General features: G+C 72.1%; 14 protein-coding genes. 2 read left to right on the top strand and 12 right to left on the bottom strand.

Annotation, left to right across the window (positions count from 1 at the left end; genetic code table 11):
* Positions 1 to 25: 25 nt before the first annotated feature.
* The 3 genes from ACFW3D_RS35270 to ACFW3D_RS35260 form a co-directional block, all read right to left on the bottom strand.
* Positions 26 to 310 carry a hypothetical protein gene (locus ACFW3D_RS35270; protein ID WP_500511491.1) on the bottom strand — a complete coding sequence of 95 codons (285 nt, stop codon included), beginning with the start codon at positions 308 to 310 and terminating at the stop codon, positions 26 to 28.
* A 104-nt stretch (positions 311 to 414) separates the two neighbouring features.
* Complete coding sequence (locus ACFW3D_RS35265; protein WP_500511489.1) at positions 415 to 1,755, bottom strand: sensor histidine kinase; 1,341 nt, start codon at positions 1,753 to 1,755, stop codon at positions 415 to 417.
* The gene (locus ACFW3D_RS35260; protein WP_500511487.1) at positions 1,752 to 2,411 is read right to left on the bottom strand and encodes a response regulator transcription factor; all 660 of its coding nucleotides are present in this window, start codon (positions 2,409 to 2,411) and stop codon (positions 1,752 to 1,754) included. The genes ACFW3D_RS35265 and ACFW3D_RS35260 overlap by 4 nt, the downstream gene beginning before the upstream one ends.
* Before the next feature lie 110 nt (positions 2,412 to 2,521).
* Between ACFW3D_RS35260 and ACFW3D_RS35255 the strand changes: the two genes are divergently transcribed.
* Entirely contained in the window at positions 2,522 to 3,121 is a 600-nt protein-coding gene (locus ACFW3D_RS35255; RefSeq protein WP_500511485.1) for a PepSY domain-containing protein, read from the top strand.
* 25 nt (positions 3,122 to 3,146) lie between these two features.
* Here ACFW3D_RS35255 and ACFW3D_RS35250 read toward each other — a convergent pair whose 3' ends face one another.
* From ACFW3D_RS35250 to ACFW3D_RS35235, 4 genes are all read right to left on the bottom strand, one after another.
* Positions 3,147 to 3,770 (bottom strand): histidine phosphatase family protein, encoded by a 624-nt coding sequence (locus ACFW3D_RS35250; RefSeq protein WP_500511484.1) that lies wholly within the window; start codon positions 3,768 to 3,770, stop codon positions 3,147 to 3,149.
* 90 nt (positions 3,771 to 3,860) lie between these two features.
* Complete coding sequence (locus ACFW3D_RS35245; protein WP_500511482.1) at positions 3,861 to 4,700, bottom strand: MBL fold metallo-hydrolase; 840 nt, start codon at positions 4,698 to 4,700, stop codon at positions 3,861 to 3,863.
* 5 nt (positions 4,701 to 4,705) lie between these two features.
* Complete coding sequence (locus ACFW3D_RS35240; protein ID WP_500511480.1) at positions 4,706 to 5,221, bottom strand: DUF302 domain-containing protein; 516 nt, start codon at positions 5,219 to 5,221, stop codon at positions 4,706 to 4,708.
* An 81-nt stretch (positions 5,222 to 5,302) separates the two neighbouring features.
* The gene (locus ACFW3D_RS35235; RefSeq protein ID WP_500511478.1) at positions 5,303 to 6,304 is read right to left on the bottom strand and encodes a LuxR family transcriptional regulator; all 1,002 of its coding nucleotides are present in this window, start codon (positions 6,302 to 6,304) and stop codon (positions 5,303 to 5,305) included.
* 276 nt (positions 6,305 to 6,580) lie between these two features.
* Between ACFW3D_RS35235 and ACFW3D_RS35230 the strand changes: the two genes are divergently transcribed.
* Positions 6,581 to 10,312, top strand: a complete 3,732-nt coding sequence (locus ACFW3D_RS35230; protein ID WP_500511476.1) for a S8 family serine peptidase — start codon at positions 6,581 to 6,583, stop codon at positions 10,310 to 10,312.
* Between the two features lie 149 nt (positions 10,313 to 10,461).
* Here ACFW3D_RS35230 and ACFW3D_RS35225 read toward each other — a convergent pair whose 3' ends face one another.
* The 5 genes from ACFW3D_RS35225 to ACFW3D_RS35205 all read right to left on the bottom strand — a co-directional run bounded on the left by ACFW3D_RS35225 (position 10,462) and on the right by ACFW3D_RS35205 (position 20,059).
* Positions 10,462 to 12,165 carry an ABC transporter family substrate-binding protein gene (locus ACFW3D_RS35225; protein WP_500511474.1) on the bottom strand — a complete coding sequence of 568 codons (1,704 nt, stop codon included), beginning with the start codon at positions 12,163 to 12,165 and terminating at the stop codon, positions 10,462 to 10,464.
* A 98-nt stretch (positions 12,166 to 12,263) separates the two neighbouring features.
* On the bottom strand, positions 12,264 to 14,378 hold the full coding sequence (locus ACFW3D_RS35220) for an ABC transporter ATP-binding protein (RefSeq protein WP_500511472.1): 2,115 nt from the start codon (positions 14,376 to 14,378) through the stop codon (positions 12,264 to 12,266).
* Positions 14,375 to 15,394, bottom strand: a complete 1,020-nt coding sequence (locus ACFW3D_RS35215) for an ABC transporter permease (protein ID WP_500511470.1) — start codon at positions 15,392 to 15,394, stop codon at positions 14,375 to 14,377. The genes ACFW3D_RS35220 and ACFW3D_RS35215 overlap by 4 nt, the downstream gene beginning before the upstream one ends.
* Positions 15,395 to 15,493: 99 nt before the next feature.
* The gene (locus ACFW3D_RS35210; RefSeq protein WP_500511468.1) at positions 15,494 to 16,462 is read right to left on the bottom strand and encodes an ABC transporter permease; all 969 of its coding nucleotides are present in this window, start codon (positions 16,460 to 16,462) and stop codon (positions 15,494 to 15,496) included.
* Positions 16,463 to 16,780: 318 nt separating this feature from the next.
* Positions 16,781 to 20,059 carry a GH92 family glycosyl hydrolase gene (locus ACFW3D_RS35205; protein ID WP_500511466.1) on the bottom strand — a complete coding sequence of 1,093 codons (3,279 nt, stop codon included), beginning with the start codon at positions 20,057 to 20,059 and terminating at the stop codon, positions 16,781 to 16,783.
* Positions 20,060 to 20,091: the final 32 nt, after the last annotated feature.

Genomic DNA, 20,091 nt, shown 5'->3' with positions numbered 1-20,091 from the left:
GCGGAGGGCCTTCGTCGGCCAGGGGTCACTCCTCGCCGGACGAGGTCGTCCCGACCTCGATGACGCCGTCGTGCCGGAAGAGCTCCGAGACCAGTACGCCCGGGTCGGCGGCACCCTCGACCTCGAACAGGACCCGGGCGGCCGCGTCGGTCCGGCCCGGCAGCCGGTCCACCGTCACCGCCCTGAAACGGAATCCCAGCCGCGTGCAGGTCTCCATCAGCCGGGGCAGCAGGGCGGCCCCCGTGCGGTAGGTCAGGCGCAGCTCGGAGACCGTCGCCGTCGACCCGGGCAGCAGGCACGGCACCACCACGGGTAGCCCCGCACCACGGCGTCCGGGCGGGCGCCGCTCGCGGCGACTCCCGGCGACTCCCGTCGAGTGCGCCGGGTCGGGCCGGATCGGCACACGGCCTGCCCTCACCCCAAGGGGAGTCTGACCTCCAGCAGCGCTCCGCCCTGGGGGGCAACTCCGGCGTGGACGCGCCCGCCGTGCCGGTGGACGATGTCACGGACGATGGCCAGGCCGAGCCCGGCACCTCCCGCGTCGCGCGTACGGGACTCGTCCAGCCGGACGAAGCGGTCGAAGACGCGTTCCCGGTCGGCCGCCGGGATGCCCGGACCGTCGTCGGTCACCTCCAGCAGCGCCCACCGGCCGTCGCGGACGACACGCACCGCGACCGAAGCGGTCGTGTGACGCCGGGCGTTGTCCAGCAGGTTGTCCAGGACGCGCTCCAGTCCCCGCCGGTCGCCGAGGACCGTCACGGGCTCCGGAGTCCCGACGGTCACGGGTACCGCGCCCGAGCGCAACGCGGCCCTCTCGCGGGCCAGTTCGTCCAGGAGCACCGGCTCCACGGGGGTCTCCTCCCCCGCGTCGAAACGGGCGAGGAGGAGCAGGTCGGAGGCGAGCGTCTGGAGCCGCGCCACGTCGTCCACCGCGCTGTCGAGGTCCAGCAGGGCCGGGTGGGCTGCCGCCACCTCCAGTTCGGTGCGGAGCGCCGCGATCGGGCTGCGCAGTTCGTGGGACGCGTCGGCGACGAAGCGCCGTTGCCGTTCGACGGCGGCCTGCAGGGCCGTGAGCGTCTCGTTGGTGGCCCGGGCGAGCCGGGCCACCTCGTCGCGGGACGGCGGGACGGGCACCCTGCGGGACAGATCGGTGCTGGAGGTGATGGCCTCCAGCTCGGCGCGGATGGCGTCGACGGGGCGCAGCGCGCCGCGCGCGGCGAACCAGGTCACCGTCCACACCACGGCGAGCATGACGGGCAGGCCGGCCAGCAGGAAGACGACCGCCGTGCGGACGGCGTCCTGTTCGGCGGAGAGGGAGGCGCCCGCGGTGACGGTCCAGCGCTCGCCGTCCCGTTCCCCCGAGAGCACGGCGAACCGGTACGCGGCCTGCCGGCCGTCCACGGTCGCGGTGCCGGTGCCGTACTCCGCGTCCGTCTCGGTGCCGCCGTCGTCGTCGGTGTCCGGCACGGGCGCTCCGGTGATCCGCTGGACGTCCTCCCCCGCCGCGAGGAGGGCGCCACGGGCATCGGTGACCCGGACCGGGTACTCGTCGCCGTCCGGCAGGTCGAGCCGGTCGTACGGGGTCCCGGCGGCGATCTGGGCGGCCGCCTCTCGCGCCGCGACCTCGGCCCGCAGGCCGGCCTGCCCGGTGAGGTTGGCCCTCAGGGCGAGGACGAGGCCGAGGCCCGCCAGGACCAGGGCGATGCCCACCACCGCGGTCGCGGACAGGGCCGTGCGGGCGCGGACGGACCTCATCCGGCCTCCAGCACGTAGCCGGCGCCGCGGACGGTGCGGATCGTGGCGGCCCCGAGCTTGCGGCGCAGGGCGCTGACGTAGACCTCGACGATGTTGGGGTCGCCGCTGTAGGCGAAGTCCCACACGTGCTCGATGATGTCGGCCTTGGTGACCACCTCGCCGGCGTTCAGCACCAGGTGCTCCAGCACGGCGAACTCCCGCGCGGTGAGCGGGATCTCCGTCCCGTCGCGGGTGACCCTGCGACGGCCGGGCTCGACGGTCAGCCCGCCGATGACGACCACCGGTGAGCCGCCGCGGGAACGCCGCCGCAGCAGCGCGCGGACCCGCGCCAGCAGCACCACGTAGGCGAACGGCTTCGTCAGGTAGTCGTCGGCGCCGGTGTCCAGGCCCTCCGCCTCGTCGTACACCCCGTCCTTGGCGGTCAGCATCAGGATCGGCGTGTCGTCCCCGGCGGCCCGCAGGGCGGCACAGACGCGGTAGCCGTTCATGCCGGGCAGCATGATGTCCAGCAGGATCAGGTCGTAGGGCTGTTGCCCGGCCTGGTGCAGCGCTTCTCCGCCGTCGTGCACCACGTCGACGGCGAAGCCCTCGGCGGTCAGCCCCTTGGCCAGCGAGGCGGCGAGGCTGCGCTCGTCCTCCACGATCAGCAGGCGCATGGGTACAGGGTGCCAAAACGATCCTGAGGATTCCTTCAGGATGCTTCAGCGTGGCTTCAGGTGCGGCGGGCGACCGTGGTGGTCATCGGACCACGGAAGGACACACCATCATGAGGCGCAAGACCCTGATCGCCACCGCGGCCGCCGTTGCCGTCCTCGCCGGAGCGGGAGGTGTCGCGGCCGCCGCGATGGCCGACGACGACCGGCAGCGGCCGGCCGCCGTGGTCACCGACGACCGCCGCACGGACGACGGGCCCCATGACGACCACCGTGACGACGGCGACGCCGCCGGCCCGCACACCGGCTCGGGCACGGTGAGCCTCGCCGACGCCGTCGGCGCGGCACGCGCCGCGGCCCCCGGCACCGTGGTGTCGGCCGAACTGGACGACGACCGCGGACGCGTGGAATGGGAGGTCGAGACGCTCGCCGAGGACGGCACCTGGCACGAAGTGACCGTCGACGCCGCGAACGGCAGGGTCGTCACCACCCGCGAGGAGCAGGACCGGCAGGACGCCGACGAGGCCCGTGAGGCACTGCGCGGCTCCCGCACCGACCTCCTGGAGGCGGCGAAGGCGGCCTCCGGCGCCCGCCCCGGCACGGTCACCTCCGTCTCGCTCGACGACGACACCCGCGGCTGGGAGGTCGAACTCCACAAGGACGGCGCCGACCACGAGGTCCACGTCGACCCGGCCACCGGCGACACCACCTGACACCGGGCGCGCCCGGTGCGCGCGCTCAGATCCGCGGCCAGGACGGAAAGCCGGTCCAGCGCAGCTCCGCGGGCAGGTGACGCATGTCGTTCTGGACCAGGACCGAGACGGGCCGCCCCGGCATGTAGCGGATGACGGTGAGAGCCGCGTTGCCCTGGTTGACTCCGAGCCACCGCCACGCCGGGGCGTCCATGGCGTGCCTCACGAGCCAGCCGACCAGGAAGTTGTGGGTGACGACCAGTTCGTGCCGCTCCTGGTCGCCTTCGGCGGGGCCGGTGAACCGCTCCAGCGCGCGCAGCGCCAGCGCCGGACCGACCGCGCGCTCCTCCGCCGTGGCGCCCTCGAGGAAGCGCAGGAGGTGGTCGGCGCTGTCCGGGGGAAGTTCGTCCCGCCGCGGGAAGTACGGGACGTAGTCGCCGGCGGTCTCCGAGACGCACAGCACGGCACCGTCCAGGTGCTCCCCGATCAGGGCGGCGGTCTGCGCGGCCCTGGGCAGCGGGCCGTGGTGGACCACGGATATCGGGTGGTCCGCCAGCCGGCGGCCGAGCAGGGCCGCCTGGCGGCGCCCGTCGTCCGACAGCCCGCTCTCGTCCGGCAGGGCCTCCCCGTGCCGCACCAGATACAGGTAACGCGTTGCCTCTGCCGCCATGCCCGGGCTCCTTCGCGATGCTCCATGATCGTGTGGTCGTCCCTGGGCACGACGCCGCGTCCGCCGGCGCGGTTCCCCCGGCGGGCGGCGTCAGGACAGCAGGGCGAGGGCGCTGTACCAGACCGGGCCGGGGTTGAGGCGGTCCGGGTGGAGCTGCAGCATCCGGTCGTAGAACGCGCGGGGGCTCGGTTCCCCGGCCAGCAGGCCTTGCGCGTCGAGCAGGTAGTCGCGGGTCTGCTCCAGGATCACCGGGTCGTCGGGCAGTTCCCTGTTCTTGTGACCGGCCACGACCGCGCGCGGGTGCAACGCGAGGACGCTGCCGATGCCGGCGAGCCACTTGTCGATGCCACCGCGGGCGCTCTCCCGCAGGTACTGGTGGACCCCGTTGTAGGCCACGTCGCCGGCCACGACCAGGCCGATCGACGGGACGTGGAGCACGGTCGTGTCGTCGGTGTCGGTGTGGCCGGTCTCCACCACGCGCAGCGGGTGCCCTTCCAGCGCGAACCCGTCGTCGGGGACGACCCGGTAGACCACGGGGCTGTCGGGGATGAGCCCGGGGAAGTCCACGTCCCACCGGGTCCGGCGGCCCTCGCCGGCCTGCCGGTGCATCAGCCGGATGGTGCCCTCGGTCGCGTACGGCACCGCCCCGGGGAACCGGCGCAGCAGCAGGTCGGTGCCGAACCAGTGGTCACCGTGGCCGTGGGTGGCGTAGACGTGGGTGAGCCGCCGGCCGGAGCGCTCGATCCAGTCTCCGACGTCGCGCACCTGCTCGCGGGTGAACGGCGGGTCGACGAGGACCGCTTCGGCGGCGCCGAGGATCAGCGTCGACGTCAGCGGCGAGGAGTGGATGGCGCTGCCGTCGGGCAACCCGGGGCCCTGCGCGCGGCGCAACCCGTCGCACACGTGGGTGTCGTAGCGGAGCTCCGTCATGGCCGTCAGCCGAGCCCGTCGGGCACCGGCGCCTCCATGAGTGTCAGCAGGCGGGCGACCTTGTGGTCCAGTTCCAGGCCCACTTGAGCGATGTCCTCGCTTCCGTAGCTGCCGAAGTGGGAGCTCGGCCGGTCGATCACAAATCGCGGCGCGTCGTCTCCCTGGTAGATCTCGGTGCGCAGCGGCGCGTGCATCATGGCGGACGGGTCGTGGCGGAACATCCGCTCGGCGATGGCGTAGTTGCCCATGAGGTACATCACGAACGGCGTCGCGTCCCCGGCGAGGGTCATGAGCGCCGTTCCCACGTTCTTCCAGAAGATCATGAATCCGTGGGGCGCGTTGCCCGCGGCCAGCGCGAGTGCGGTCTCCCATGAGCCGCCGGAGCGGATGACGTCCTGGACCTCCGTCGCCCGGTAGTCCGGCACCAGGGACTCGTATCGCCGCACGGCCTCCTCGAACGTCCCCGGCAGGGGGACGTCGAACCTGGTGACGACGTAGTCGACCGTTCGTGCCTCGGGCATCCGGACCACCTCGGACGGCGCGGCACGCTGCCGCGCCCTCATCCCATCGTCCCTCCGCGGCACGTCCGCGCAACTCCGTGCTCACACCCAGTTGCGCCGGGCCGCCGCGACGCCGGCGCCGAACCGGTTGGTGGTGCCCAGTTCCGCGTAGAGGTCCTGGATCCGCCGGCGCAGGGTGCGGGTCGAGACGCCGAACTGGCGGGCGATGGCGTCGTCCTTGACCCCGGCGGCGAAGAGGGCGAGCAGGTTCCGCTCCTCGTCGGTGGGTTCGCGCACCCGGTCGCCCGGGGCGGACGGCTGCGGCGCCGGGGGCGGCTGCGAGCCCGGCCCGCTCAGCGAGGCGGCACCGGCCCAGTAGCGCTCGAAGAGCTCGGTCAGGGCTTCCAGCAAGGGGGGCGCCTCGGTGTAGAGGGTGTCGGTGCTGTCGGGGCCCAGGCTCAGCGACACCATGGCCGCCGAGCGGTCCGCCATGGTCAGCTTGATCGGCAGCGAGGACACGACCCTTGCCTCCTCGCCGCGCGACACGAGGCTGTCCAGCTCCTGTCCCCCGCCGTCCTCGTCGAAGCTGGCGGCCGCGTAGACGACCCGCACCCGTACGCCGCGCCGTACGGCGGCCTCGTCGAGCGGCCCGTTCGGAGCGAAGTGGAAGGGGGGCCGGGCCAGGCCGCAGATCTCGTACGTGGCGGTCTGGTTCAAACGGTAGTAGCAGTCCCCGACTTCCTCCGGGCCGCTGATCGTCCGTGTGGCGGGTTCGCCGGCGCTGGACCGCCTGGCCTCGTCGAACAGCGCACCGAGCGGCCCGGTGGCGTCGCGTATGGCGGCCAGCTGGCGTTCGCGGGACTCCACCAGTGCCCGCAGCGCGTGGCGCGGATCCAGGGTCAGGTACTCCCCCGAGGAGCGGCGGCTGAGCAGTCCGGAGTGGTGCAGGCGTTCCAGCAGGGCCACCGCCGCTCCGGTGCCCAGCCCGAACGCCGCGGTGACGTCGTCGGCCGTACCGCCACCGTGCGCGAGCAGTTCGCGGTAGACGGCCTCCGCCCCCGCGTCGAGTCCGACCAGCTCCAAGGGTGCGGCGCCTTCCGTCATCGTTCTCCACCTCTGGCCTTCGTGCACGCGTCCCAGCTGACGTCATGTCAGCAACGTGTGATAGGTGTGCCGCGGTGCGGCGGCCGCTCACACCGTGCAGTGTGTCTCGCTTGCCGATCATTGCGCCGCTTTGCGCCGTGTCCACTTGGTGACATGGCACAGAAGTGCCAAAGGGCCGCCTTTACAGGGATGCGAACGGATGGCTGACTGCGTTCAACCCCAGCCCATCGAGTCCATGAGGTTCCCTTGCGCATGCCTCCGTCCCGCAGACGCGGGTTGACATCCGCCGTCGCCGCCCTGGTGGTGCTGACGGCCACGGGTCCGGTCGCGTCGGCCGACCCCTCGGCGACGTCCCTCTCCCCCACCACGACCGGTGCCGCTCCCGCGGCCGTGCGCACCGTCACGCTGATCACCGGTGACAAGGTCACCGTGACCGGGAACGGCCGCGCCGAGTCCGTCACGTCGGTCACCGGCCCGAACGGCAGGACCGCCGGCGCCCACGTGATGTCGGTGGGCTCGGACACCTACGTGTATCCCGACGCCGCGGTGCCCTACATCGCGTCAGGAGCCCTGGACGAGGGGCTCTTCAACGTCACCGCGCTGCTGGCGGACGGCTACGACGACGCCCGCAGCGACCGGCTGCCGCTGATCGTCACGTACACCGACGCCGCCGCCCGCTCCCGCAGCGCGAAGACCCCTGAGGGCGCGCGCAGGACGCTGACCCTCAGCAGCATCCAGGGCGCGGCGATCTCCGCCGAGCACGACCGGGCGGCGGACTTCTGGTCCTCCCTGACCGATACCGGGGCGCAGGCCGCCGGGTCCGCCGCGAAGTCGGCGGACGGCGCGCGACTGGCCGGCGGCGTCGCCAAGGTGTGGCTGGACGGCAAGGTCAAGGCCACCCTGTCCGACACGACGGCGCAGATCGGCGCGCCGCAGGTCTGGGACGGCGGGGACACCGGGCAGGGCGTGGACGTCGCCGTGCTCGACACGGGCATCGACGCCGCGCACCCGGACTTCGCCGGCCGCATAGCGGCGACGCAGAGCTTCGTGCCCGACCAGGACGTCACCGACCGGCACGGCCACGGCACCCACGTGGCCTCCACCGTCGCCGGGACCGGCGCCGCCTCCGGCGGCACGGAGAAGGGTGTCGCCCCGGGCGCGTCCCTGCACATCGGAAAGGTCCTGGACAACTTCGGCAGCGGCCAGGACTCGTGGATCCTCGCCGGCATGGAATGGGCCGCCCGCGACCAGCACGCCAAGGTCATCAGCATGAGCCTGGGCGGCGGGGCCACCGACGGCACCGACCCGCTCAGCGAGGCCGTGAACCGGCTCAGCGAGGAGACCGGGGCGCTGTTCGTCATCGCGGCGGGCAACTCGGGCCCGGCGCCCTACACCGTGAGCACCCCGGGTGCCGCCGACGCCGCCCTGACGGTGGGCGCGGTCAACGGCCCCGGCAAGGGCGTGGACCAGCTTGCGGAGTTCTCCAGCCGCGGCCCTCGCGTGGGCGACAACGCCGTCAAGCCCGACCTGACCGGCCCCGGGGTGAACGTGCTGGCGGCGCGTTCGCAGTACGCGCCGGAGGGCGAGGGCGCGTACCAGACGATGAGCGGCACCTCGATGGCGACGCCGCACGTGGCGGGCGCCGCGGCCCTGCTGGCCGCGAAGCACCCGGACTGGACGGGGCAGCAGCTCAAGGACGCCCTGGTCAGCACCACCGCGAGCACCCAGCGGTTCAGCCCCTTCGAGGCCGGCAGCGGGCGCGTGGACGTCGCCGCCGCCGTGAAGGCCACGCTGGTCGCCTCCGGTGACGCGTACGCGCAGACCCACTACCCGTACGCGCCGGGTCAGACGGTCCGCAAGGACGTCACCTACACCAACTCCGGCGCCGAACCGCTCACCGTGGACCTGTCCCTGAGCCCGGGCCAGCTGCCCGAGGGCCTGTTCACCCTGACCGACTCGCGGCTGACCGTGCCCGCGCGCGGCACCGCCTCCGTCGGCGTGATCACCCACCTCGACGCCGCCGAGGACAACGGCGCCTACTCCACCCGCCTTGTCGCCACCGGTGCCGACGGCACCGCCCTGGCCCGCACCACGGTCGGGGTGAACAAGGAGGGCCGCCGGACCATGCTGACGGTCACGGCGAAGGACCGGCGCGGCAAGGCCCTGCCCGGCACCCTCATCCTCAAGGACGTGGAGCGCAACACGGCCCCCAAGGCGTTCGCCGTCGACGCCTCGGGCCGCCTCGACCTGCGCCTGTCCCCGAGCACCTATTCGGCGTGGATGAACGCTGACGTGCCCGGTGTCGACGGTACGCACACGCTGGGCTTCGCGATGTTCTCGGCGCCGCAGATCGACCTCGACGCCGACCGCACCGTGCGGTTCGACGCCGCGAACCTGCGCAAGGCGGCCGCCTTCACGCCGCAGACGACCGCCAACCAGTTCATGCGGGTGGACCAGTACCGCTCCAACGGCGAGCTGTTCCCCTTCATGGACAGCTACATGCCCCCGTACTGGCGCTACGACAGCCTCTGGGTGACGCCGACCCCGAAGGTGACGAAGGGCTCGTACCACTTCGCGACCCGCTGGCGGCAGATCCAGCCGCCGCTGACGTTCTCCTCCGGCTCGCAGGCCTACGGCGACGTCACCGTCCAGAGCCTGTCGCCCAAGCTGCCGGACGGCACGGGCACCTACCGGGCGGTCTGGGCCGGTGACGGCTCCGCCGCGGACTTCGGCAAGGTCAAGGTGCGCGGCCAGATCGCGGTCGTCCGTCGCAGCGACAGCGTCTCCGCCCCGGACCAGGCCGCCGCGGCGGCGAAGGCCGGCGCACGGCAGCTGCTGATCCTGAACGACGGCTACGGCAAGTACGACCCCTGGGCCGACCTCCCCGAAGGCGCCCCGCTGCCGGTGGCCTCGCTCGGCACCGACGACAGCGCGCGGCTGCTGAGCCGGCTCCGCAAGCCCGGCACCGCGATGCTGAAGGTGGTCTCGCACCCGTACCCGCGCTACGCCTACGACCTGATCCGCCACAACGACGGAGCGGTCCCGAAGGACCCGTCCTACCGGCCCGGCCCCGGCGAACTGGCGCGCATCGACGAGTCGTTCCGCAACACCGGGCAGGGCAGGGCCGTGGCGTACCGCGAGGACGTCTCGCTCATCTTCAACCGTCCCACGCTCATCGACGCGACGCAGGTCGCGGCCCAGGGCACCCTCACCTCGTGGGTCACGGCGGGCGACGGCGCCCGCTGGATCTCCTCGGCCGCCATGCCCGATCTCGGCCAGCGCGGCGTCGTCCGCACGTACAAGCCGCGCAGCACCGCCAGTGAGACCTGGTTCGCGCCGATCCAGCGCCCGCGGGCGCTCAACGACGGCATCAGCTGGACGGCCCCGTTCCGGGTCGGCGACATCATCAGCACGTCCAGCCTGCCGGCCTGGGGCGACTCCGGCGGTCACGCGGGCGTCACGTGGGCCGACGGCGACACGTCGAAGATCTCGCTGTACCAGGGCGACCAGTTGCTCGGTGAGGACTACAACGAGCGGATCGTCACCGTCGAGGAGCTGTCGCCCGACCCGCAGCCCTACCGGATCGTGCTGGAGGGCAAGCGCAGCCTGCCGGACCGCCCGTACTCGACCCGCACCCGCACCGAGTGGGGCTTCACCTCGGGCACGACGGACTACACGACCCTCACGCCCCTGCCGCTGCTGCAGCTCGACTACGCGGTGGCGTCCGACCTGTCCGGCAAGGCCACGCGGCGGACCGGGCTGACGGTCACCGCCTCGCACCTGAAGGGCGCGGCGGGCGCGGGAGCGATCCGCACGGTCACCCTCGAGGTGTCGTACGACGACGGCGCCACCTGGCGCAAGGCGACGCTGCGGCAGTCGGGCAGCGGTTGGAAGGCACAGCTCGACGCGCCGTCCCGGGCCCGCTTCGCGAGCCTGCGGACGACCGCCCGGGACTCGAAGGGGAACAGCGTCAACCAGACCCTGATCCGCGCGTTCGGTCTCAAGTAGGCCTGCGGCACGACGGACGAAGGGCCCTTGCCCCCCGGTGTGATGCCGGGGGCAGGGGCCCTTCTCGGGGTGTCGGCTCGGGTCGGGTGCCGACGCGACGCGGGAGGCGTTGAGGAGGGGGTCGTCCTCCCGCGCCGCGGATCAGGGGGTCACTTGGTGAATCCGATCCGGGTCCAGTCGGTGTCCTGGAACCCGAAGGCGCCGTAGTTGGCGACGTCGGACTTGGCCGCGACGATCTGCGGGCGCTGGTAGAGCGGCAGGTAGGTGGCGAGCTTCCACAGCGCGGTGTCGGCGGCGTCGAGGTCCGCGAGGTAGGCGGAGTGGTCGACCTCGGTGCCGGCCTTGTGCATGTCGGCGTCGATGGCGGCGGTGCCGATGCGCGCGTAGTTCTGGCCGACGTTCCCGTGCTTCGGGGAGACGAAGGAAGCGGCGCCGTTGGTCAACGGGAAGAACGGCACGGAGCCGATGCCGCTGAACAGCGTGAGGTCGAACTTCCCGGCGCTGACGTCGTCGAAGAAGTCGTCGCTCGGCCTGACCTTGGTGTCCAGCTTGATGCCCACGTTCTTGAGCATCGCCGTGAACAGCTGCGCCTCGTTCGCGGCGATGGGGGTACCCGAGGGGATGGTCAGTGTCAGCTCCAGCGGCCTGCCGTCCTTCTCGCGGACGCCGCCGTGCAGCTTCCAGCCCGCCGCGTCCAGTTGCCGTCCCGCCTCGGCGGGGTCGTAGTAGCCGAGGGAGCCGGCGTTGTCGCGGTAGGCGGCGTCGTTGTTGACCAGGAAGTGGTTGTCGAGGGGTTTGGCGGGGAAGGGCAGGCCGTTGAGGTCGGCCTTGCCGATGGCCTGGCGGTCCAGTGCCGTGAACAGGGCGCGGCGGACCCGGGCGTCCTTCAGCAGCGGGCTCTCGCCGTTGAGGACCATCTGGCGCAGGTTCGGGGCGCCCGCGACCCGGATGGAGGTGTGCGGCACCTTCCCAGCCTGTTTGTAGGCGGCCACGTCGGGCCCGATGTCCTCGACGTCGATCTCGCCCGAGGCGAAGGCTCCGGGGGTCGACGCGGCGTCCAGAGTACGGAAGTTGATCCCGTCGAGCACTGGCTTCTGGCCCCACCAGTGGGGGTCGCGGACCTCGGAGACGACCTTGGTCGTCGGGTCCATCCTGCTGACCTTGAAGGGGCCGGCGGTGACCGGGATGCGGTTCTTGTACCCGGTGTCGAACGTGTGGGGGGTGTCGATCTGCGACGCCGGGTACAGCGGCGAGAAGAGCGTCTGCCACTCGGAGAAGGGCGTGGCGTAGGTGACGACGACGTGCCGGGCGTCGCTGCCCTCGCCGACCGAGGAGATCTGCTCGTAGCCGGAGGTGCTGACGGGCGTGTACTTGGGGTTCCTCCCGTTCTGCGCCTGCCAGTCCGCGCGGAAGTCCTTCCAGGTGATGGGGGTGCCGTCGGACCACCGGGCCCTGGGGTTGATCGCGTAGGTCGTGACCTGCCTGCCGTGCACGACGGCAGTGCTCACCTTGCTGAGGTAGTCCGGGTTGGGAGTCCGCTTGTTGTCGGGGGTGCTGTGGAAGAGCGCCGGCAGCAGGGGGGCCATCGTCGTGGTGACGGCGACGGTGTTCTGCGAGGCCGCGTTGAGGCTGTTCCACTGGGTGGGGTACTCGTCGACGGGGAAGTTGAGGATGCCGCCCTGCCTGAGCTTCGCGGGGTCGACGGGGTTGACCTGGTTGAGCGTCGCCTTGGGCGGGGCCTTCGGCGCCGACGAGCTCGCGTCGCCCTTGCCGGTGCCGCACGCGGTGGCGCCGGCGAGGAGACCTGCGGACACCACGACTGCCGTGGCCAGCCTTGCGGACTTTCGGTTCAACTGGACTCTCCTTGTGGGTTCGCTGGGTCGGGTGTCCGCCGGGCGGGACGGCCGGGGGCGCGTCACGGGCCGGGGGCGCTTCACAGGCCGGGGGCGCTTCACAGGACCTCCAGGGCGGCCGCGAAGTGGCAGGCGGCGGTGTGGTCCGCTCCGACGGCCCCGGCGGCCGGGTCCTCGGTGTCGCACCGCCCGGCCTCGGCCGGCGCGAGGTGCCGGTACTTGGGGCAGCGGGTGCGGAACCGGCATCCCGAGGGGGTGTCCGCGGGGCTGGGGAGGTCGCCCTGGAGGATGATCCGCCGGCGCTGCCGCTCCCTGCCCGGGTCGGGCAGCGGTACGGCCGACAGCAGCGCCTGCGTGTAGGGGTGGGCCGGGCGGGCGAAGACCTCCTCGACGTCGCCGGCCTCGACGATGCGGCCGAGGTACATGACGGCCACCCGGTCGGCGATGTGCCGGATGACCGACAGGTCGTGCGCGATGAACAGGTAGCTCAGGCCGAGTTCGGCCTGCAGTTCGTCGAGCAGGTTGATCACTCCGGCCTGGATCGAGACGTCCAGCGCCGACACCGGCTCGTCCAGCACGACCAGTTTGGGGTCCAGGGCCAGCGCCCTGGCGATGCCGATCCGCTGCCGCTGTCCGCCGGAGAACTCGGCGGGGTAGCGCTCGGCGTGCTCGGGCAGCAGCCCGACGAGGCGGAGCAGTTCGGGTACGCGCTCGGCGATGCGTGCCCGGTTCCAGCCATGGGTCCGCAGCGGTTCCGCCAGGATGTCGCCGACCGGCATGCGGGAGTCCAGTGAGGCCATCGGGTCCTGGAACACCACCTGGAGGTCGCGGCGCAGCTCGCGCCGTCCCTTGCCGTCCAGTTGCCCGACGTCCCTGCCGAGGACGGCCACGCTGCCGGCTCCGCGGCCGGCGAGGTCGAGGATCTGCAGCATGGTGGTCGTCTTGCCGCAGCCGGACTCGCCGACCAGCGCGAGGGTCTCGCCGCGGCGGATGTCGAAGTCCACGCCGTCGACGGCGCGCACCGTGCCGACACGGTGCTTGAACACCGAGCCCTTCAGGAGCGGGAAGTGCTTGGTGAGGTTGGTGACCCGCAGGATCTCGGGCCGCTCGGCGCGCGGGAGTTCACCAGGTCGCCGCGGTGGCGCGGGGGTGGGGAACATGCCCGGGGACGGGATCCCGCCGGGCGTGTCGATCTCCCGCGCGCGGTGGCAGGCGGTGGCGTGCGCGGTCCCCGTCGTGACGGCGCGCAGACCGGGCTCCTCGGTACGGCAGCGGTCCACGGCCACCGGGCAGCGCTCCGCGAAGGGGCAGCCGGCCGGCAGGTCCACCATCGACGGCGGCGTGCCCTCGATGGGGGTCAGGGCCGTCCGGTCCCCGGCGTCCAGCCGTGGCACCGAGCCGAGCAGGCCGATGGTGTAGGGCATGCGGGGGGTGGTGAACAGTTCGTCGGCGGTGCCGGTCTCCACCGGCCTGCCGGCGTACATGACGACCACCCGGTCGGCCATCCCTGCGACCACCCCGAGATCGTGGGTGATCATGAGGATGGCCGCTCCGGTGACCTCCTGGGCCTTCTTCAGGACCTCCAGCACCTGCGCCTGGATGGTGACGTCCAGGGCGGTGGTGGGCTCGTCGGCGATGATCACCTCGGGGTCGTTGGCGATGGCCATGGCGATCACCGCCCGCTGGCGCATGCCCCCGGAGAACTCGTGCGGGAAGGCGTCGACGCGCCGCCTCGGGTCGGGGATGCCCACCAGGTCCAGCAGTTCCAGGGCCCGTTCGCGGGCCTGGGCGGCCGTCAGGTCCTGGTGGATCCGCAGGGCCTCCACCAGCTGGGTGCCGATGGAGAAGACGGGGGTGAGCGCGGAGAGCGGGTCCTGGAAGACCATGCCGATGTCACGACCGCGGATGCCGGACATCTGGCGGTCCGACAGCCCGAGCAGCTCGCGTTCCCCGAGCCGTACGGAGCCGGTGACCTCGGCGTCGTCCGGGAGCAGTCCGAGCACGGCGGTGGCGGTCACCGACTTGCCGGAGCCGGACTCACCGACGACGGCGAGGGTCTCGCCGGCCCGGAGCGTGAAGTCCACGCCGCGGACCGCGTGCACCCGTCCGGCCTCGCCGGGGAAGGACACCCGCAGGTCGCGCACGGTCAGGGCGGGGCTGCCGGCGGCCGGGCGCGGGAAGGGAAGGCCGGGGACGGCGGTGGGGTCGGTCACGACGTGACTCCTTCCTCGGAAGGTGCGGCCGCGATCACCGCGGCTGAGGGCTTGCGGCGCGGGACCCGGGTGGTCCGCGCGTGGCGGGAGCGGGGCGCGGCCGGCCGGGCGCGTCCCCGGGACTTCGCTCCGCGTGCCGTCGGGTCGAAGGCGTCCCGCAGCCCGTCGCCGATGAACGCGACGGCGAGGCCGATCAGGACGAGGAAGGCGGCGGGGAAGAAGAACAGCCACGGGGAGGTGTTGGCGTCCGGCGTCCCGGCGGCGATCAGGGTGCCGAGGGACACGTCGGGAGCCTGGATGCCGAATCCGAAGTAGGACAGCGAGGTCTCGCCGAGCACGATCGCGCCCACCTGGACGGTCGCGTCGATGATCAGGATCGAAGCCGCGTTGGGGAGGATGTGGCGGAAGATGACGACCAGCGGGTGCACGCCCATGTAGCGCGCCGCGAGGACGTACTCCCGTTCCCGCAGGGTCCGGGTCATGCTGCGCACCACCCGACCGGTGATCATCCAGCCGAACGCCGCGAGCAGGACGACGAAGAACAGCCAGGTCCCGTGCTGGAACGCCGGTGAGAGGACCGCCAGCAGCAGGAACGCCGGGATCACCAGCATCAGGTCGAGGAACCACATCAGGACCCGGTCGGTCCAGCCGCCGAAGTAGCCGGCCGAGGCACCGACCACCGCGGCGATCAGCGTCGTGAGCGGCCCTCCGACGAGTCCGACGACCAGTGACTTCTGCAGGCCCCTCAGGGTGAGCGCGAACAGGTCCTGACCGGAGTGGGTGGTGCCGAACCAGTGTGCGGCGCCGGGCCCGGTGTCCAGGCTGGTGAAGTCGTTGTCGTGGTAAGTCCAGTGCAGGAACGGAGGTACGGCGTACGCCAGGAGCACCAGCGCGACGACCAGGGCGACGCCCGCCAGGGCCAGCCGGTTGCGGGCGAAGCGCGCCAGGATGAGCGCGCCGCGGCTCCTGCTCCGGGGTGGCGCCGCCGTCCCGGCGGCGGTTGCGGGGGTGGTCATGGGGGAACTCCTCGAGTCGTGCGGTCCGGTCGTCCACCTGGGCTCTTCCGGGTCGGTGCGGGCCTTCTCAGGTGCGGGCCATCTCAGGTGCGGGCCTTCTCACGTGCGGACCCGTGGGTCGAGCGCCGCGTAGACGAGGTCAGAGAGCAGTCCCGCGATCAGGACGATGCCGGCGGTGAAGATCGCCACGGCGGCGACCGCGTTGACGTCGTTGCTGGTGATGGAGTCCACCAGCCACTCCCCCATGCCGTGCCAGCCGTAGATCTCCTCGGTGAAGGTGGCACCGGTGAACAGCAGCACGACGTTGTAGACCACCAGCGGCATCACCGGGATCACCGCGGTCCGCAGACCGTGGCGCAGCACCGCCTGGCGCCGCCGCAGCCCCTTGGCGCGGGCCGTCCGCAGGAAATCGCTGCCCAGCACGTCGAGCATGGTGCTGCGCTGGTAGCGGCTGAAGAACGGGATCTGGGCGAGGAGCAGGGTCAGGGTCGGCAGCACGAGGTGTTCGAGGTTGTTCAGGACGACCGGGAGGGTGCCGTGCACCTTCGGGTCGTACATCCCGATGTACTGGACCAGCGGCCCGTCGCCCGCGGTGTCCAGGGTCCGCAGTCCGACCGCGATCACCACGACCGGGGTGGCCAGCAGGACGTAGGAGACGATCGTCGACACCCGGTCGGACGGCCGGTACTGCCGCAGCGCGTTCCAGGCGCCGACCGCGACGCCGCCGACGGCACCCAGGACGGTGGCGACGAAGAGCAGCTCGGTGCTCACCAGCACGCGGCGACCCAGCTCGGTGTTGACGGACGCACCGTCGTAGGTCCTGCCGAAGTCTCCGTGCAGCACGATTCCGGTCAGCCAGCGCCAATAGCGGAGGTACACGGGTGTGTGCGGGTCAAGGTTGTAGCCGTGCAGGATCGTGTAGATCGAGTGCAGCGGCGGCCGGGGATTCTTCGACAGGTAGTCGATGTCGGGGTGGAGGGTGAAGGATGCGAGAAAGTACGTCGCGCTGGCCGCGATGAACACCAGGATTGCGTAGTTGCCGAGGCGGCGCAGTAGGTAACGGCCCAACGTGCTTTCTCCTTCGTCCGGACCGCCCTGTGAGCAGGGCCTTCAACCGAGTCGACGGGGGCTCGCGAACAATGGGTGGCCATCGCCCAACGGCTCGGTAAATATCCTCCTGCAGCCTGCATCCATACCAGGCAATCCACACACAAAGAATTGGCAATGCGCATTGCCGGACGGAATTCCAGAAAAAGGGTTCCAGGTCTCCTGGAATTCCCTCTATGACCTGCGCCACCTTATTCGGCGCTTATCCGGCGCCCCGCTGCGGACAGCACGAAGGGCGGGCGCGGAATCGCTCCGCGCCCGCCCCTGGGGTCTTCCGGGTCAGTCCACCGCGAGGGCGAAGACGTGGAGGTCGGTGTTGGCCGGGAGCTTCACGCTCGTGATGGTCTTGCCGTCCGGTGCTGCGAAGGGCTTGGTGGCGAAGACGTACGTGGCCACCGGGTCCTTGTCGGCGCCCGCCACGTTCCGGTACGCGGTCCTGGCCACGACCTCGTTGCCGAACCGGACGCTGCCGCCGCCGCCTCCCACCGTCCAGTCGGTGAAGGACAGGTCGACGGCGCCGGTGCTGCCGTCGGCGTAGGTGACCGTCGCCGTCGTCTGCTGGTCGCCGTTGACGGCACTGCCGACGAACGACAACCGCGAGGCGGGAGTGGTCAGTTCGATGGTCTGACCGGTCGCGGAGGCGTTGTCGGGGCGCCCCGCGGGCGAATCGGGCCAGGTGAAGCCGAGGCCTCCGCTGACCGTGCCCCGCGTACCGGCGGTCAGGCCCGCCGCGGCGAGGGCCTGACGGGAGTAGCTCCAGCCGCCGCCGTCGTAGTCCGCCTCGTCGTGGTCACCGGAGTCGTCGGAGATGCCCGTGCTGTTGTACGCCGCGATGAGGGAGCCGGGAGCGGCGACCGTCAGGGACACCGGCTGCTCGTACGACGTGTCCCCGTAGGTCACCGCGACCTTGGCGTCGTAGAAGCCCTGCTTGACGTCCCCGGCGGTGGACAGGGTGATCTCCTGGGAGCCGTCCGTGAACGTCCCCTCCGCGGGGGATGCCGTGACGCCGGCCGGAACCTCCACCCGGAAGCTCACCCGCGGTGCCTGACCGCCGCGCAGCGACAGGGCGCGGATGCCGACCTTGGTGCCGCCGCCCGGGGCGATCGTCGCCGTGGTGGGTCCGACGCCGACCTGGTACGGCTGCTCGCCCTCCCGGAAGGAGGGCGGCGCGTCCGCGGCATCGGCTCCCCAGCGGCGGTCCGGGGTCGCCGACAGCGTGTAGTCGAGCCTGCCGCCGTCCTCGACGAAGGAGGCGGGCAGCCACGGCCGGTCGCTGGTACGGCCGTTGACCTTCAGCGACCGGACGTACGGAGCGTCGGCCGCCGCACCCGCGGCGCGGATGGAGATGTCGTTCCCGGCGGGGCGGTCGATCTCGATCCGCGGGAACAGCGGTGATCCCAGGACGAGTTCGGCGCGGGAGGGCACCTGCGGGTACATACCGAGCGCCGAGAAGACGTACCAGGACGACATCGCGCCGAGGTCGTCGTTGCCGGGGATGCCGCCCGGCTGCGTGGACCACAGGGCGCCCATCGCGGCCCGGACGGTCTCCTGAGTCTTGTAGGGCTTTCCGGCGTAGGCGTAGAGGTACGGCACGTTGATCGACGGCTCGTTGTCCATTTCGGACTTCTCACCGCCGCTGCCGGTGAAGGCCCAGCTGCCGTCCGCCTTGTGGAAGAAGGCGTCCAGCCGGTCGAGGGCCTCGTCCCGTCCGCCCATGGCGGCGAACAGCCCGGCCGGGTCGTGCTGCACCATCCAGGTGTACTGGGCGGCAGTGCCCTCGACGAAGCCGTTGCCGGTGCCCGGGGTGAAGCCCGTGACCCAGCTGCCGTCGGCCGCGCGGTTGGCGATGTAGCCGCCGCTGGGGTCGGCCGCGAGGTTGAAGTTGTTCTGCCACCACTGGGAGCGCCGTGCGAAGTCGGCGGCGGTGCGCTTGTCACCGGCGGCCGTGGCGAGCTGGGAGAGGGCGAAGTCGGCGCCCGACATCTCCAGGGTCTCGGCGGCGCCGCCCCAGGCGTTGGAGACGGACGGCATGTAGTGCAGCTTCAGGTACTTGTCCAGGGAGGGACGCTGGCCCACGGAGAGGATGGGCTTGCCGGCCGGCGAGAGGTCCCGTTCCGTCGGTACGGTCGCGGCCTTCACCAGGGAGTCCAGCGCGCCGCGCAGGTCGAAGTCCTTGCCGCCGAAGGCCCGGATCCCGGCGAGGGCGGCGGGCGACGGGTCGCCGTTCATGACGTGCGTGCCGGAGGCGCCGTGCAGCCAGCGGTCCCAGACGCCGCCGTTCTGCCGGGCGAGCTCGTACAGCGACTGGGCGATGTCCGAGCCGGTGCGCGGGCTCAGCAGGGTGAGCAGCTGCACCTGCGAGCGGTAGACGTCCCAGCCGGAGAAGGTGCCGTACTGCGCCTGGTGGCCGCGGGCCACCGTGTGGACCTCGCCGTCGCTGCCCCGGTATCTGCGGTCGCTGTCGCTGATGACGTTGGGGTGCATCATCGCGTGGTACAGGGCGGTGTAGAAGGTGGTGCGTTCGGCGTCCGTGCCGCCGCCGACCTTGATCGCACCCAGTCGTTCGCGCCAGGCGCGGCGGGCCGCGTCCCGTACCGAGTCGAAGGAGCGGTGCCGGGGGTTCTCCGCGGCGAGGTTGGCGGCGGCGCCGGCCTGGCTGACGTACGAGATGCCGACCTTGACGTTCACCGGTCCGCTGCCGGGCGCGAACTCCACCCAGCCGCCGGCGCCCTTGCCGGCGACCGGGTTCCCGCCTGCTGCGAAGCCGCCGGTGCCGCCCGAGGCGGTCGTGGAGCCGGCGTTCAGCCTGTCGTCCTGCCAGGTGCCGGTCGCCTTGAAGTCGCGGTCGAAGCGGGCGGTGAAGTAGAGGGTGTAGTAGGCGCGTTGGCCCTCCGGGTCGAGGTAGCCGCAGAAGTTCCCGGAGGTGACCGAACCGGAGACGGTACGGGTCCGCGGGTCGATGGTCACGGTCGAGTCCGTCGACCCGACCTCGGAGTTGGCGGTGCGGATCAGCATGGAGGCGGGTTTGTCCGCGGGGTAGGTGAAGCGGCCGGAGCCCGTGCGCGTGGTGGCCGTCAGGTCCGCGGTCACCCCGGAGGACAGGCCGACCTTGTAGTGGCCGGGCTCGGCGGTCTCGTCGGCGTGCTTGAAGCCGGCCGCGTACACCGCGTCCTTGGTGTCCGCGGCGGGCGAGGTGGTGACCTCCCCGGCGTACGGGAGGAACGGGATGTCGCCGCTGCCGCCCGCGCAGCCGGTGCCCGACATGTGGGTGAGGCTGAAGCCCCGGATGCGGGGGGTGTCGTAGTGGTAACCGCCGGGCGCCGTGGTGCGGGTGGCGTCGCCGCCGGTCGTCTCGGGGCTCCACGACAGCATGCCCTGCGGCACGACGGCGCCGGGGAAGACATTGCCGCCGTTCTTGGTGCCGATCAGGGGGTCGACGTAGGAGGTGGGGTCCTGGACGAGATCGGGTGGCGGCGCGGCGGGCGCCGCGAGGGCGGGAGTGGCACCGCCGACCGCCAGGACGGCGGCCAGCAGCACGGACGTCGGACGCAAGCGCATGACGCGGCCCTTCTTCTCACGGACGGGTCGCG

The sequence above is a fragment of the Streptomyces sp. NPDC058864 genome (assembly GCF_042742985.1).
GTDB lineage: Bacteria > Actinomycetota > Actinomycetes > Streptomycetales > Streptomycetaceae > Actinacidiphila.
This window is presented reverse-complemented; position numbering and strand designations above follow the sequence as displayed.

Excerpts from the sequence above, each read along its gene's own strand:
- ACFW3D_RS35255 (WP_500511485.1), top strand. The coding sequence starts at position 2,522 with ATGAGGCGCAAGACCCTGATCGCCACCGCGGCCGCCGTTGCCGTCCTC.
- ACFW3D_RS35205 (WP_500511466.1), bottom strand. The coding sequence starts at position 20,059 with ATGCGCTTGCGTCCGACGTCCGTGCTGCTGGCCGCCGTCCTGGCGGTC.
- ACFW3D_RS35245 (WP_500511482.1), bottom strand. The coding sequence starts at position 4,700 with ATGACGGAGCTCCGCTACGACACCCACGTGTGCGACGGGTTGCGCCGC.
- ACFW3D_RS35235 (WP_500511478.1), bottom strand. The coding sequence starts at position 6,304 with ATGACGGAAGGCGCCGCACCCTTGGAGCTGGTCGGACTCGACGCGGGG.
- ACFW3D_RS35250 (WP_500511484.1), bottom strand. The coding sequence starts at position 3,770 with ATGGCGGCAGAGGCAACGCGTTACCTGTATCTGGTGCGGCACGGGGAG.
- ACFW3D_RS35260 (WP_500511487.1), bottom strand. The coding sequence starts at position 2,411 with ATGCGCCTGCTGATCGTGGAGGACGAGCGCAGCCTCGCCGCCTCGCTG.
- ACFW3D_RS35240 (WP_500511480.1), bottom strand. The coding sequence starts at position 5,221 with ATGCCCGAGGCACGAACGGTCGACTACGTCGTCACCAGGTTCGACGTC.
- ACFW3D_RS35215 (WP_500511470.1), bottom strand. The coding sequence starts at position 15,394 with ATGACCACCCCCGCAACCGCCGCCGGGACGGCGGCGCCACCCCGGAGC.
- ACFW3D_RS35265 (WP_500511489.1), bottom strand. The coding sequence starts at position 1,755 with ATGAGGTCCGTCCGCGCCCGCACGGCCCTGTCCGCGACCGCGGTGGTG.